Below are 15,084 nucleotides of genomic sequence, written 5' to 3' on the forward strand. Positions count from 1 at the left end.
AAGTAATAGTTATCTTTTACCTTCTGGATTAATATACCCTTTCTCTTTATCAATATGTTTTTCATTTTTATGATTTTTGTGTAAGATAAAGGTATATAACTTAATAAATGGCTTTTTGATTTTGTTAATTAACCATTTATTATCTTCAGGAAAATATCTCCTACAGGAGTAATATAGCGTTACACTTAAAATCCATTTTACTTTTTCAGAATATTTTAAAATATTAAGAGAATAGTCTGTGTCTGAATGTGCTCCAAATGCAAGTTTCCATCCACCAAATTTTTCAATTATTTCCCTTTTAGTAATTATCGCTGAGCCATTTACTCTATCTGGTATTGAAAAAAGTGATAATATTTTTTTTCTTTTAATTATAGTTTTTATCCAGTTAGTAATCCAGATGAAAAATCTAACAGGAATTTTCCCCCAGAAAAAATGTGGTAAATTATGTAAAAACCATGCATAGGATTTTGAATATTTTTCAGGTAATACTGGGAATTTAACTTCAAGTGGTTCATGCCAGAATACTAAAGTAGTATCTACCTGACCTTTAATAATTGGTTTTACCATCTTTTCAACAAAATTTTTTGAAAAAGCAGTATCCCCATCCATATGCATTATAGTTTTACCATGAGATTTTAAATATCCAAAATTTCTCATTTCTGTTACATTAAGTTTTTTACCTTTTGTATCAATTATATTTCTAAACACTGTACAATTATAACTTAAAGCGATTTCAACAGTTTTATCATCAGATCTATCGTCAATTAAAATTATTTCAGCTTTTAATTTTGTATTTTGATCTTTTATTGATTGCAAAGTAAAAGGGAGATATTTTTCTTCATTATGAACAGGAATAATAAATGAAATATCAGGTTTATAAAGTTCAGTTGTTTTAATTATTTCCATAAATCCAATTTAATTAAATTATGCTTAAAGTCAAGATGACAAGAACATATCTTCAATATATAAAAATTTCAATTAAGTATATCTTATATTAATTCTTTAACATATTGGAGTTGAGTTTACAAAAGAATTTGATATTATAAGAAAAATAATTAAATAATTTATATAGGGGAATATATAAAAGAAAATAAAAAACAGGATTATTTATGTGTATTCTAAATAGTTTTTTTAATAAAATTTCTATTGAATTTAAGAGATTAAAATATGGAATTTTAGATAGGATAACAAAAAAATCTGAAAAAATTATACTTATTGGTGCAAATGCTGGAAAATATTTAAATGGAAATGCTTTAGCAATTTATAATTTTTTGTCCAGGCAAAAAAATCTAGAAGTTTATTTTTTTTCTTACCAGAAAATCAAAGGTATCAAAACAATAAATGAAAATACAAAATATGGGTTAAAAAAAATAATTAAATCTAAATATGCATTAATTACTCATGGTCCTGGAGATTTAGGGAAGTATTGGAATTCATTTTTTTTTACAAAATCCAGAATCATTATTCAAATGTGGCATGGGATACCATTAAAGACATTGGGATTAGCTGATAAAACTCTTTCAATAAACAAAAAAGAAAAAGTTTTAAAAATTGCTGGTAGGTACAACTTTTTTATTAGCTCTTCAGTGTTATACAGCACTTTATTTTCAGCTTCATATGGTATCGATTACTCAAAATTTATTTTAACTGGATTCCCTAGAAATGATTATATCTTTATTAAAAAAAATGAGTCTTTATTATCCAAATATTATTCAAAGGGTAGTAAAAAAAAATATTTTGTTTTATATGCTCCAACATTTAGAGAATGGGAGCAAACAGTTTTATTTCCATTTAATGATTTTGATAAAGAAGTGTTAGAGAAAGCATTAATCGAAAATAATATTTATCTATTTATTAGATTTCATATAAATGAAAAATTAGGTGAAATAAAAAATCTTAAAAACATTATAGAATTTAATGTATCAATTCAGCCAGATATAAATATTGTATTAAATGAATTTGATGCACTATTAACTGATTATTCCTCTATATATTTTGATTTTCTTCTTACAGGAAAACCTATTGGATTTATTCCTTATGATCTTGAAATTTATTCTAAAAAAAGGGGTTTTTATTTCAATTACAATTCGATTACACCAGGGAAGAAAATTCATACATTTAAGGATTTAATAGATTTTATTTTATCTCTTAAAAACACAGATGATCCTTATAGAGTTGAAAGAGAAAAAATAAGAGATCTGTTTTTTGAATATAGAGATAATAAATCATGTGAAAGAATATTTGATTTTATAACTCAATTGAATGAAAAATAAAACATTTAACTATTTTATTTAAAAATTTCCCATGCTTTATGTAAATCTTCAATAAAATCAATTTCAATACATTTTTCCTTGGTTATATCAAGAGGTTTAAATAATAAATTATTTGAATAACCTAATTCTATAGCTTTTTCAAAATAATCTTTATCCCCACATTCTTCAAGCATTTTAATAAAAATTTCCAGAGATTCTTTTGAAATTTTATTAATACCAACAGCTTCACCCAAACCATTTGTGATTTTCTTATTTAATTTGGATATGTAACCTTTTTCATCAAGTGTAAATTTTATTTCTTCTTCTGAAACTTTTTTATATTGAACACAACATATATTTCCTTTTTCATTTACAATTTTATCAATAATTGATTCATTAAAAACTACATCACCGTTTACCCAGATAATATCATCTGAATTCATTAATTTTAAAGCATATAAAAGACTTTTAGCAGTATTGTTTGATTAAAAAGGTGATTATAAACATAAAGTAGGTCAGTGTTTAATTCCATTATGTATTCTTTTTTAAAACCAACAACAGCATAAATTTCTTTGCTGTATTTTTGAAAAATCCTTTTTTGTCTTTCAATAATGCTTTCACCAGAAGGTAACTCATTCAAACATTTTGGAACCCCTTTTCCTAATCTACTACCAATTCCAGCTGCTAGTATTACAAATTTCATCCTATTTATCCTTAATATATTTTTCTTAAATATTATTTTTACTTAATTATCCATTTTTTTGTCAATTTCTATTAACCTATAAATTATTAATTCAATAATTCAATAATATTTTTTGCAAATTCCTTATAATTTATATTTTTATTAAATTTTTTCATTACTATTTTTTCTGCATTTTCTCTTAAAAAATTTCTTTTTGACTCAGGATAAAATAAGTAATCGTTGATTTTATCCAGAGCAGGTTGAACAGGATTTTCAACTGGAACAAGAAAACCATTAAAATTGTCGATAACAATTTCAGGAATTCCACCTGCTGAAGTAGCTAAAACAGGAATTTTATTTGCCATTGCTTCCATGATTGAAACTGGTACCCCTTCTGATTCAGAAAAATTAATGAAAAGATCTGGTTTTATTTTCCTGTAAAATGAAAAGATTTCAGTATTTTCCATATAACCTGTAAAATAATATTTTTTTATGTTTTTATTTTTATAAGAAATATTTTGCTCTATATATTTAATGATTTTATTAATTTCATTTTCAGGTCCTGAACCAATATGAATCCAATTAACAGGTGTGTTAATTTTTAAAAACAATTCAGCAATTTTTTCAATTCTTTTAACTTTTGCAAAAAAAGCACAACTAACAAGTGTAATGTCAACTGGTTTTTCATTTTTTGAATATATGTTATAAAGTTTTTGGACAATTTTGTTTTTATTAAATTGTGAAGAATTAAAATATTTTGACCTATTTTCCTCTGAATATTCATAGTTAGAAGATTTATTGTTAGAATTAATATTTAAATCAATTCCTAAATAGTGGACTGAAATTTTATTTTCAGGAATCTTTTCTTTTTTAAAATATTCAACAATATGGTTTTTACCAAATTCACAATTAACATAAGTCTTATCCAGAATATTTGAAATAAGAAATTTTTGAAAAATTTGATAATTTATTTTTTTTCTGAAACTATAAAGATCAAAACCATGCATTCTTGTAATAAAAGGAATAAATATCCCCTTTTTATTTAAATACCTTTTGAAAAAAATAAATGATAAGGCAGTAAAATTTGTCCAATATGAGTAAAAAATAAGGGATGGATTATTTTTGCTTTCTTTTTCAAAAATCTTTTGCAAATTTTTCTCATTATTTTTAGTATTTATCTTTTTAATTTTTTTATGTATATTTTTTCCCTGAAAAGAATCATTTAAAAAATTTAAATTTGATTGCAAAATGAAATTTAATAAAAAATCCTTAAGATGTGAAAAAACACAGTATCCATTGTAAAGATAAAAGGAAATATCATCAAATAGTTTTCCTATATTAAAAAACTTTATATATTTGATCCCAAAAAATAATTCTTTAAAAGCGTATTTCATTGTTTTAGGATGAAAAAATATAAAAATCCTTTTGTACATATTATTTTTTTTAAACTTTCTATGTAGAATTTTAATGTAAGATTCATCAATTAATTCACAATTTTGTGGTAATTTTCTTTTTGTATTTTTATAATTAGCTAAGATAGGTATAATCAAAATTTTATCAAAATATTTTGATAAAATATCCAATTCATTTTTAACAAATTCCTCTCCTCTTCCAAAGGGATAATTAATTGTAAGAAAAATTAATTTTCTATTATTCATTAAATAGCCTACTTTTAATGTTTTATTTTTTTGTTTAAGTAATATATCATTTGTATAATATTTATACTTAAGTAAATTACTGTTTTAATTAATTTTTTCAATATTTCTTTTTTTTAATCAACAATAACCAATAAATAAAATAAAAAATTCCATTTTCTAAAATTTTGTTTTTTTAAATTTTTCTTCTTTTAAATATTATTGTTTATTATACGAATTTAGTTATTAGCAAAAAAATGTTTTTTAAACTAAAAAATTATATTAATAAAAGGCTAATATTATTTGACAATGCTTTTAAATAATTTTTAATAACTTTATGAAAACAATTCTAATAGTAAGTTTTTATTATTGGCCATATTCTCTTATTGGTAGTAAAAGAACTATTTTTATTTCAAATTACTTTGCTAAAAATGGATACAATATAATTGTTGTCAAAGCTGATGATATTTATTATAAAAACAATATTGATAAAACACAATATATATCTTCTAAAATTAAAATAATTAATGTTAAAATTAAAAATTCAAAAAACAGAAATTTTAATATATTTAAATTTTACTCAACATTTAAAAAATCCATAGAAACAATTATTAAAAATAATAGAATTGATTTAATTTACTTTTCAGGTGGACCATTCTATTATTTTTCTTTAGGACCATATTTTAAAAAAAAGTATAAAATTAAATATATATTGGATTTCAGAGACATCTGGTATAGACATCCATATTATGAAATGCATAAATATACCGGGATTGAAAAATTCACTGATAAATATCTTGAAAATAAATGTATAAAATATGCAGATCTTGTAATTGATGTTACTAAAACTGCTAGTTACATTAGAAAAAAGATTTATAAAAAGTATTTACAAGAAAAATTTATTGTTATTTATAATGGATTTAACAGTATTGATTTAAAAAATATTAATATAGATAAAGCTAATAAGAAAAAATTTAATTTCATTATTAATGAAAAGAATATTTTTAAAATAGGTATATTTGGTAAATTTGATTATTATTCTTATTATTATATTAAACTACAAAATGAAAAAATTAAAAAAAGCAAAATTTTATTTAATTCAAATGTTAAAAGTGAATACAATAGTTTTAAATATGATCAGATTGAATGGTTATTGGAATTAATGGATTATTTTAATATTAAAGAAAAAATTAAAGAATATGGATATGATTCTCTAAAAATTTATGTAATAGGAAAGGAGGAAAAAGATTTCATTACTAAAGTAAAAAATAGGAATATGGAAAAATATTTTTCTTTTCTTGGGGTAATGAATTATAAAGAGGGTATAAAATTTTTAGACCTTTTTAATGCTTATCTTTTGAATAATGCTTATAAAATTGCATTGGGTACTAAAATTTTTGATTATATTTTTTTAAATAAGCCAATTTTAGCACTTATGGATAAAGATAGTGAAATTGCTAATTTGCTTTCTAATTTTCAAACTGGTTTTGTTTGTTCAAATTATGGTGAATTACAAAAGAATTTAGAATTAATTTTAAAAAATGAAATAAAATTATTAGATATAAATACTAAAAAAATAGAAAATTATTCGAGGGAAAAACAGACAAAAATATTATTAAATATAGTAAATAAAATAGCTAATTAGTATTAATATAAAAAGAGAAAATAAAATATTAAAATATTTTTGATAATAATAAAATAAAATTTATATTAGTAAGGAAAATATTTCATGAATAGAAAAAAGAATGATATTCAATTTAATAGTAAAACATTAAATGATAATTTAGAAAATATTTTTGAGTATCTCTATTTAAATAGAAAATTTATAATTATTATTATTTTATCTATTGCATTAGCAATAAGATTGTATGCAATATTTTTTGGATATGGAGCTAACCATTATTCTAAAGTTGATGAACTTGAAGCATATCAATTTGGAATGAATTTATATTATTTTTCTAATGCAAGAATTTTTGGAGCATATCTACCTGGCCCATGGCAAAGTTTAATTGTCTGGGTATTAATTAAATTAACAAATACAGTCTATTCACTTTATGTATTATTCGCAATAATTGGAACATGGACAACTTATCTAATATATTGGCTTTCAAAAAAGGTTTTAAAATATTCAAGTTTTAAAAATAAATATGATAAAAAATATATTATAAATTTAGTTGGTTTATTTTCAGCTTTATTTTATGCTATTATGCCATGGCCTGTGAAATTTTCAGTGTCATTCTGGAATCCTCATTTTTTTATCCCTTTTATTACATTATTTTTGGGATATTTTGCTGATGTAATATATGAAAGTAACTCAAAATCTATATTACCAGCAATATTCTTACTTGCAGTGTTACCTTTTTTCCATATGGAAATAGTATATGCATTAATACCAATAATTCTATTTATTGTTTTAAGGTATAAAAAACCTGATTTTTTATTAATATCTAAAAGTGATATAAATGATAAAGTTAAATACTCATTAAATATAAAATATCTTTTTTACGGAATTGTTCTTTCAATTTTAATATATATACCATTTTTATATTTTGACTGGAAAAATAATTTTTATATTCTTGGACATTATATAAAAGGAAGTGGTTCATTTTATAAATTTAGACCTGAAACTTTCAAAATCTTTTCAAATATTATAATTGTAATGACTGATGAAATTTCAAGATTTATAGGACATAATTTTAATCAATATAAATACTTTTTAAATAGAGCTTTTGGACATTATATTGTAGGGTTTTTATTTATACTTCCATCATTTATTATTGTCTTATTTACATACATTAGATTTTTTAAATCTTTTATTAAAGATAAAATAAAATTATTTATTGGTTACTGGATTATTTCAACAGCATTTTTTCATGTTTTATCTGGAATGCCTCATGAGTTGAGATATACTATTATATGGTTTCCATTTTTGATTTTAATAATTAATTATGAAATAGTGTTTTTTTTATTTGTAAAAGACAAGAATGAAACAAATAATTCTAAAAAGTTTGATTTAAATAATAATAATAAAAATAATGATAATATTAATAAATACAAAATTGTTAATTTAAAAGCGATTAACTATAAAAAGTTGATTACTTTTTTATACATCTTTACATTGGCAACAGGATTTTATTTAAATTTAACCCATTTTTATCAAGAAAGATATCCTAATTATAAAAACACAACAAGACTAATTCCTTCTCTAATTGTTTATGAAAAAGTAAAAAAAATATTATTAAAGGATTATTTTGAAAGTAACATAGATCAATCCTTGATAAAAAATAATAATGATAAAAAATTAAATTATAATTATTTATTGTATTCTAATTTTATAAAAAAAAGTATTTCTAAATTTTTGCATTATTTTAATTTAAAAATTGTAAATAAAAGAAAAACTTTTTCTCTATATTATTATTTCCCTTTATTACAAAACAAACCATATATTTTAAACTTTAAAAATGACACCTCTAATGAAATAAAAAATTTTAAGAATTTAAATTTTTCAGATTCATTTACATATTATCTTTCAACTGAATTTTTATTTTTAAAATTTTCAAAATCAAGACAAAAACAGATTTTAAATTTGATTTCTAGATTTATTAATTCAAATATAAATTTAATCGTAAATGATTATAAAAAAGCAAAATTTTTTGTATATTTTATTGATAAAAAGTATTTAAAAAATAAAATTAAAACTAATGAATATAAACTTATTTTAAAAAATAAAGATTTTAATAATAAAGATAATAATGATAATTTAAATAACAAAATTTGTATCTCTAGATATAATCTTGTCAATATGAATTTTGAATATAATAATAAAATTTACAAAATAATTGGAGAATTATCAAATTGTTTTGTTGTAAAAAGAGAAAACAAATAATAGATTAGAAAAACAAATAATACATTATTATATTATTGAAAATTATTTTTAAAGAAAAAATTAGTTTTAAAGAATAAAGAATAGTAAAGGAATAATTTTAATTGAAAATATCAGCAAAGATTTCAAATCTTTTTAATATAATTAATAAAATTTTATCATCTCAATTTTTTAAATTTGCTATTGTAGGTGGTCTTGGAACAATTACAAATCTATTAATATTTTTTATTTTTGTTGATAAAATAGGATTTAATGTAACTTTGATTTCAACTTTTGCTTTTTTGGTTGCTGTAAGTCAAAATTATTATTTGAATCATTTCTGGACTTTTTCACATGTTACTATAAAACAAAAACCATCATTTAAAAATTATATTAGATTTGTTTTTGTTTCATTAACAGGATTAGTTGTTAATCTTATTGTTTTAAATTTATTATTATATTTTTTTGTTTTTAAATATAAAGTATTTGCTCAGGGAATTGGTATATTTGCAGGGTTTTTAATTAACTTTATTGGTTCAAAGAAAATAGTTTTTAAATAAGAAAATTAAAATTAAGAAATTTTAAATATAGTAATGAAAGGTAGAAAATTTAGTAATATTAGTAATAAAAGAAAAATTATATTATAAAACAAAAATTTAATTTATGTATGAATTAATGTATAGAAGAAAGGAACATATGAATATAAATAAAAAATTTCAAAAATATTATCTTATAATAATTCCTACTTATAACGAAAAAGAAAATATTGAAAATTTAATAATAAAAATTAATAGCATATTATCTGGAAAAGAATGTAAATTTTCAATCTTAATAGTTGATGATAATTCTCCTGATGGTACAGCTGAAATTGTTAAAGAGTTAATGAAAAAATTTGAAAATCTTTATTTAATTGAAAGAAATGGAAAACTTGGACTTGGTACAGCTTATATTGAAGGTTTTAAATGGGGATTAAAAAATGGATATGATTATTTAATTGAGATGGATGCTGATTTTTCTCATGATCCTGTTTATCTTTTAGATATGATTGATTTTTCTAGTAAGTATGATTTTGTTATTGGTTCAAGATATGTTAAAGGTGGTGGTGTTGAAGGATGGGGTTTTTTAAGAAAGTTTATTTCAAATGGAGGTAGTTTATATTCAAGGATTATCTTAAATTGTCCTATAAAAGATTTTACAGGTGGTTTTAATTTATGGTCTAAAACTGTTTTAAAAAGTATTAATCTTGATAATATTTTTTCAAATGGTTATTCTTTCCAAATAGAATTAAAATACAGATCTTTTAAAAAAGGTTTTAAATTTTATGAATTTCCAATAGTTTTTAAAGATAGAACATTTGGTAAATCCAAGATGAGTAAAAAAATTTTTATTGAAGCTGTTTTTAATGTATGGAAATTTCGATTTAAAATAAAATAACAATTTATTAAATTAACATTTTATTATTGTAATTTCTACAAATTCATTTAGTTTTTATGCACTATGAAAATAAATATAAAAAGATTATTGATATTTTCTTTTTTACTTGTGATTCTGGTATTTATTTTATTTATAATTGTTTTAAAAAATAAAGAAAATACAAAAGATAAAATTATAACAAATAAAAATATTATAAATAGTGAGATAGAAGAAAACAAAGTTCCTGAAATGTTTTTTGATAATTTTTCCACTACTATTTATAAATATGAAAATAATGACGTAGTCAAAAATATAGTTATTTCTGGTATAAAAGCAGTTAAATATAGAAAAAAAAATGGAATAGAGATAGAAAAAGGAAAAGTTGAGTATTACAAAAATAACAAATTAGTTCAAACTATTGTTGGTGATGAAGTGGTTATAGATGATATCAACAATGTTTCAAGTATTGAATTTCTAGGTAATTCTAAAGCTTTTGATATTGAAAATAATTTTAGTATTACTGCAGACAAGATAATATTAAACATTAAGGATAATATTTTTACAGCAAATGATAATGTTACTTTTAATAAAGAAGAAGATATTTCAGGTAAAGCTCAGCAAATTTATTATTATCAAAATGATAATAAAATTATTTTAAAAAACAATGCTTCAATTAATTATTATTCTAATTATGCTGAGGGGAAGAGCATAACAATTTTAAATTTTGAAAATAGTAATTATAATAATAGTATTCATAATAATCCAGCTCAAGATAAGGATAAAAACGAAAATAATAAATTTGATGAAAATAATAAAAACTTATTAAAAAATCAAAGTTCAAATTTAACTTTATACATTAATCAGGGTTTAATAAAATACAAAGAAAATGGAAATACTTTAACTGCAAATGGCGTCCAGCTTGAATTTATAAATAATAAAAATACCAGATCTTTGAAAGTATATAATGGGAAAGTGGAATACCAATCTGTAGATAATGTTTACAAAACAATTCACACTTCAAATGGTGAATTTTTGTATTATTTAATAGAAGAAAATTTAAAGAATAATATTAAACAAAATAAAAACAACTCAAGCAATAAAGATAATAAAAGTACTAATATTAAACAAAATAAAAATATTATTGACTCTTCTAATAGTAATACAAAATTAACTTATACATTTAAGAATGCTGAAAATATAATAAAAAGAGTTAATTTAAAAGATAATACTGAAATTGAAAATATTTATTTTAAGTCTAAAAATGGTAAAATTAAAAATAACAAGAATGTTAATTTAACAGGCAGTTCATTGATTATAGATTACATTAATTTCACTTCTATTTATGGGGAAGAACTTGATTATGATAATGATACAAAAATTGCAAATGGTAAAAAAAATATTGTTATATTTCTATTCAAAAATGGTGGAAAAGAGAATTTTAACAATGCAGGTAAAAAGAATGTAATTAATGAGGATGTAAATAATAATTTCAATAATAAGAATAATAAGAATAGTAGTAGAAATAATATTGAAGATTTGAATGCAATATATAATACTATGAATAAATTAAAAAATTTTAACTATGATGATTTTAATAAAAATAAAAATGAATATATAAAAAATAATTATGATTATTCTTTTTTTGATAAAATAATTATGGGTGAATATGGAAAAGTGAATACTGATACAAAAGAATCTGAAATTGAAGATGATGTTATTATAAAAGATTTTTCAAATGTGATGTTGCTAAACTGTGATAAACTTATTTATTCTGGTCAAAAAGATGATTATTATGTTTTATCAGGTAATATTAAAACAAAACAATTTGAGAATATTGAAAATCTTATTGAAAATCAAAATCCTGATTTATATTTGATTGGTGGAAAAGCTAAAATTTATAATAAAACTAAATATGGTTTGATTACTGAAAGCCCAAGATTATTAAATACAAAAGATAATTATTTTATTAGTTCTGATATAATTGAAGTTTATTTTAATACTGAAACTTATCTTTTTAAAAACAATGTTTTATTTATTTACAATAAATTTGAAAAAAATAATAAAGAGATCAAAACTGTAGCAAAGGGAACTTTTGCTACCTTTAATAATAAAACAAATATCCTTGAAATAAAAGGGGATGGATTTGTTTCAATTAATGGGAGTGAATCATATTCAAATGATATAAAAATAGATGTAATAAACCATAAAGTATATTTACAACAAGTAGTAAATGTTAAAATACTTGAGTTTTAGAAAGTAGTAAAATAAAAAATTATAAGTTTTACTTTTTATATAAATTTAATTTTTTAATTAGATAAATTTTATAAATAAATCAGGTTAAATTTAGAAACAGATTTTATTTAAGATTAATTGTATAAAATATTTTGTGATAATTTAAAATTTTTAAAAGGGGTATTCATTTGATTAAAATAATAACTATTGTAGGAGCAAGGCCACAATTTGTTAAAGCTGCTGTTTTATCACGATATATAAATAAACACAATAATAAAAGACAGTATAACAATATTAAAAATAATGCCTATAAAAATATTATTGAAAATAAAAATTATAATAATCACAATAATAATATAGAGAATAATACTTTGATAAAAGAGATTATTATTCATACTGGGCAGCATTATGATAAAAATATGAGTGATACTTTTTTCAAACAGATGGATATACCTGAACCAGATATCAATCTTGGACTTGGTGGTGGAAATCATGGAGAAATGACTGGCAGGATGATGATTGAATTTGAAAAAATAGTTTTGAAAGAAAAACCTGATTTTATTGTTATTTATGGAGATACAAATTCAACTTTAGCAGGAGCTTTAGTTGGTGCAAAATTGCATATTCCTGTTGTACATATAGAAGCAGGGTTACGAAGTTTTGATAAGAGTATGCCTGAAGAGATTAATAGAGTTGTTTCTGATCATGTTTCAAAATATCTTTTTTGTCCAACAGAAACTGCTATTAAGAATCTTAAAAAAGAAGGAATATATGATGGGAAAGAGGAAAAAGGGCATGGCAAAGTTTATGTTAAAAATGTAGGTGATATAATGTATGAAGCTTTTAATTATTATAAAGAAAAAATTAAAGATGATTTTAAACCTGGTTTTTATTTACATAAGTTTATGAATCTTAAAGAAATCAATGATAGTTATAACTTTAATATAACAGATTTTAATATAACAAAAAATAATGGTTTATTTAACTTTTTAGATGTTAATGATTTTAATTTACTTACTTTGCATAGAGATTTTAATGTTGATAATGAAAAAAAATTAAAAACTATCCTGAAAGCATTATCAAAAACAGATAAATTTATTGTTTTTCCAGTTCATCCTAGAACTGCTAATAGAATTGAAAAATTTAATTTATTAAGCAGTATTGGTAACAATTTCATATTACTTGAACCTGTAGGTTATTTTGAGATGTTATGGTTGGAACTTCATTCTGATAAAATTATAACTGACAGTGGTGGTGTTCAAAAAGAAGCATATTTTGCTAAAAAACCATGCATAACATTAAGAGAACATACTGAGTGGATTGAACTTGTTGATATAGGTGCAAATGTTTTGTGTTCAATAGAAGAAAATGAAATAATAGAGAAAGTTAACAATTTTAAATGCAATAAAGAAACATTTAATAAAAATTTATATGGTGATGGAAAAGTTGCCGAAAAAATTATTAAAATATTAAAAAAGAGAGTTTAATGAAAAATACTTTAATTATAGGTGCAGGTAGTGCTGGACAAATTTTATTGAATGAATTTCTAAAATCTTCAAAATTACAAAAGAAATATAAAATTATTGGATTTATTGATGATAACAAGAATCTTAAAAAAATAAATTCCTTCAATGTTATTGGAAACATAAATTCTATACCAGATGTTATAGATAAATACTCTATCGATACTGTATTTATCGCAATCCCTTCAGCTACTTCAAAAGTTATGGAAAAGATTTTTGATAATCTTCAAAATACAAATGTTGAAATAAAAATAGTTCCAGGAATTAGCGAAATTATTGAAGGTTCTTTTGATTTTAAGGTTATAAGAAGTTTTGATCCTGTTGATTTACTTGGCAGGGAAGAGGTTTCACTTGATAAAGATTTAATTAATAAATACTATAAAAACAAAATAGTTATGGTATCTGGGGGTGGAGGCTCTATTGGTAGTGTTATTGTCAAATATTTATTAAAACTTGATATTAAAAATGTAATTATTTTTGGTCATGGTGAAAACTCTATTTTTGAAGTACTACAAAAATATAGAGATGAAAGAATAATGCCATACATAGCTGATATTAAAGATAAAGAAAAAATTAATTATATTATTTCAAAACATAAACCTGATATTTTTATACATGCTGCTGCACATAAACATGTTCCTTTAATGGAAGAATTTCCTGATGAAGCTGTTTCCAATAATATTATTGGCACATATAATTGTATGGATGCCTGTATCCAGAACAGAGTAAAAAATTTTGTTCTTATTTCTACAGATAAAGCTGTTAATCCTGTAAATATTATGGGATCAACAAAAAATATTGGAGAAAGAATTGCTTTATCTTTAAATAAAATTCAAAATAATACAGTATTTTCAATAGTTAGATTTGGAAATGTTCTTGGTTCTCGTGGAAGTGTTTTAAATATTTTTAAAATGCAGGCTAAAAATAATTTACCACTTACAGTAACTCATCCTGATATGACAAGATATTTTATGTCAATACCTGAAGCTGCTAAACTTGTATTAAAAGCAACCAGTCTGGATGAAGGTAATATATATATTCTAGATATGGGAAAACCTGTAAAGATTATGGATCTTGCAAATAAAATTGCTAAACTTTATTCAAATAATGGATATATACCTAAAATTATTATTACTGGAATACGAAAAGGTGAAAAACTTACTGAACAACTTTACTATAAGTCTGAAAAACTTGAAAAAACAAAGTTTAATAAAATTTTATGTCTTAAAAAGAATGAAAAATTATTATCTGAATCTCAACTTAAAGAGATGCTTGAACAATTCAAATATGCAATTAAACAATTTGATTTTAAAAAATTAGAAAAACTTTTAAAAGATTATGTATTTTAAAAAAAATTAAAAATATTTTAAAAATATATATTTTTAAAATAATAATGTATAAAATTTATAAGTAGTGTGTTGTATAGGTTTATATGTAGGTTATGTCAATAAAAATGTGTAAATTAGTTATAATTTATAAATATCAA

Annotated in this window: 12 protein-coding genes; 8 read left to right on the forward strand and 4 right to left on the reverse strand. The window is 21.2% G+C overall.

Translation table 11 applies throughout. The features are described from left to right. Positions 1-9: 9 nt before the first annotated feature. The gene (locus ACZ5EC_RS02740; RefSeq protein WP_464303434.1) at positions 10-906 is read right to left on the reverse strand and encodes a glycosyltransferase family 2 protein; all 897 of its coding nucleotides are present in this window, start codon (positions 904-906) and stop codon (positions 10-12) included. Between the two features lie 203 nt (positions 907-1,109). Between ACZ5EC_RS02740 and ACZ5EC_RS02745 the strand changes: the two genes are divergently transcribed. Continuing rightward, the gene (locus ACZ5EC_RS02745) at positions 1,110-2,273 is read left to right on the forward strand and encodes a CDP-glycerol glycerophosphotransferase family protein (protein ID WP_464303435.1); all 1,164 of its coding nucleotides are present in this window, start codon (positions 1,110-1,112) and stop codon (positions 2,271-2,273) included. A gap of 14 nt (positions 2,274-2,287) precedes the next feature. Here ACZ5EC_RS02745 and ACZ5EC_RS02750 read toward each other — a convergent pair whose 3' ends face one another. The 3 genes from ACZ5EC_RS02750 to ACZ5EC_RS02760 form a co-directional block, all read right to left on the reverse strand. Beyond that, the gene (locus ACZ5EC_RS02750) at positions 2,288-2,695 is read right to left on the reverse strand and encodes a hypothetical protein (RefSeq protein WP_464303436.1); all 408 of its coding nucleotides are present in this window, start codon (positions 2,693-2,695) and stop codon (positions 2,288-2,290) included. Between the two features lie 5 nt (positions 2,696-2,700). Then, positions 2,701-2,955 carry an NTP transferase domain-containing protein gene (locus ACZ5EC_RS02755; protein ID WP_464303437.1) on the reverse strand — a complete coding sequence of 85 codons (255 nt, stop codon included), beginning with the start codon at positions 2,953-2,955 and terminating at the stop codon, positions 2,701-2,703. Positions 2,956-3,041: 86 nt separating this feature from the next. Further along, a complete protein-coding gene (locus tag ACZ5EC_RS02760) occupies positions 3,042-4,592 on the reverse strand; it encodes a glycosyltransferase (RefSeq protein ID WP_464303438.1) in 1,551 nt (516 codons plus the stop codon). A gap of 313 nt (positions 4,593-4,905) precedes the next feature. On the opposite strand from ACZ5EC_RS02760, the gene ACZ5EC_RS02765 reads away from it, so the two are divergent. The 7 genes from ACZ5EC_RS02765 to ACZ5EC_RS02795 all read left to right on the forward strand — a co-directional run bounded on the left by ACZ5EC_RS02765 (position 4,906) and on the right by ACZ5EC_RS02795 (position 14,947). Next, positions 4,906-6,213, forward strand: a complete 1,308-nt coding sequence (locus ACZ5EC_RS02765; protein WP_464303439.1) for a glycosyltransferase family protein — start codon at positions 4,906-4,908, stop codon at positions 6,211-6,213. Positions 6,214-6,297: 84 nt separating this feature from the next. Then, positions 6,298-8,454: a hypothetical protein gene (locus ACZ5EC_RS02770; RefSeq protein WP_464303440.1), complete on the forward strand. Its 2,157-nt coding sequence runs from the start codon at positions 6,298-6,300 to the stop codon at positions 8,452-8,454. Positions 8,455-8,555: 101 nt separating this feature from the next. Continuing rightward, complete coding sequence (locus ACZ5EC_RS02775; RefSeq protein WP_464303441.1) at positions 8,556-8,990, forward strand: GtrA family protein; 435 nt, start codon at positions 8,556-8,558, stop codon at positions 8,988-8,990. Between the two features lie 115 nt (positions 8,991-9,105). After that, positions 9,106-9,864: a polyprenol monophosphomannose synthase gene (locus ACZ5EC_RS02780; protein ID WP_464303442.1), complete on the forward strand. Its 759-nt coding sequence runs from the start codon at positions 9,106-9,108 to the stop codon at positions 9,862-9,864. A 63-nt stretch (positions 9,865-9,927) separates the two neighbouring features. Then, positions 9,928-12,096, forward strand: a complete 2,169-nt coding sequence (locus tag ACZ5EC_RS02785) for an LptA/OstA family protein (protein ID WP_464303443.1) — start codon at positions 9,928-9,930, stop codon at positions 12,094-12,096. A gap of 167 nt (positions 12,097-12,263) precedes the next feature. Further along, entirely contained in the window at positions 12,264-13,562 is a 1,299-nt protein-coding gene (locus tag ACZ5EC_RS02790; RefSeq protein WP_464303444.1) for a UDP-N-acetyl glucosamine 2-epimerase, read from the forward strand. Then, positions 13,562-14,947, forward strand: a complete 1,386-nt coding sequence (locus ACZ5EC_RS02795) for a polysaccharide biosynthesis protein (protein WP_464303445.1) — start codon at positions 13,562-13,564, stop codon at positions 14,945-14,947. Before ACZ5EC_RS02790 ends, ACZ5EC_RS02795 begins: the two co-directional genes overlap by 1 nt. Positions 14,948-15,084 lie beyond the last annotated feature (137 nt).

Source organism: Exilispira thermophila, assembly GCF_055389015.1.

Excerpts from the sequence above, each read along its gene's own strand:
- ACZ5EC_RS02740 (WP_464303434.1), bottom strand. The coding sequence starts at position 906 with ATGGAAATAATTAAAACAACTGAACTTTATAAACCTGATATTTCATTT.
- ACZ5EC_RS02745 (WP_464303435.1), top strand. The coding sequence starts at position 1,110 with ATGTGTATTCTAAATAGTTTTTTTAATAAAATTTCTATTGAATTTAAG.
- ACZ5EC_RS02750 (WP_464303436.1), bottom strand. The coding sequence starts at position 2,695 with ATGAATTCAGATGATATTATCTGGGTAAACGGTGATGTAGTTTTTAAT.
- ACZ5EC_RS02755 (WP_464303437.1), bottom strand. The coding sequence starts at position 2,955 with ATGAAATTTGTAATACTAGCAGCTGGAATTGGTAGTAGATTAGGAAAA.
- ACZ5EC_RS02760 (WP_464303438.1), bottom strand. The coding sequence starts at position 4,592 with ATGAATAATAGAAAATTAATTTTTCTTACAATTAATTATCCCTTTGGA.
- ACZ5EC_RS02765 (WP_464303439.1), top strand. The coding sequence starts at position 4,906 with ATGAAAACAATTCTAATAGTAAGTTTTTATTATTGGCCATATTCTCTT.
- ACZ5EC_RS02770 (WP_464303440.1), top strand. The coding sequence starts at position 6,298 with ATGAATAGAAAAAAGAATGATATTCAATTTAATAGTAAAACATTAAAT.
- ACZ5EC_RS02780 (WP_464303442.1), top strand. The coding sequence starts at position 9,106 with ATGTATAGAAGAAAGGAACATATGAATATAAATAAAAAATTTCAAAAA.
- ACZ5EC_RS02785 (WP_464303443.1), top strand. The coding sequence starts at position 9,928 with ATGAAAATAAATATAAAAAGATTATTGATATTTTCTTTTTTACTTGTG.
- ACZ5EC_RS02795 (WP_464303445.1), top strand. The coding sequence starts at position 13,562 with ATGAAAAATACTTTAATTATAGGTGCAGGTAGTGCTGGACAAATTTTA.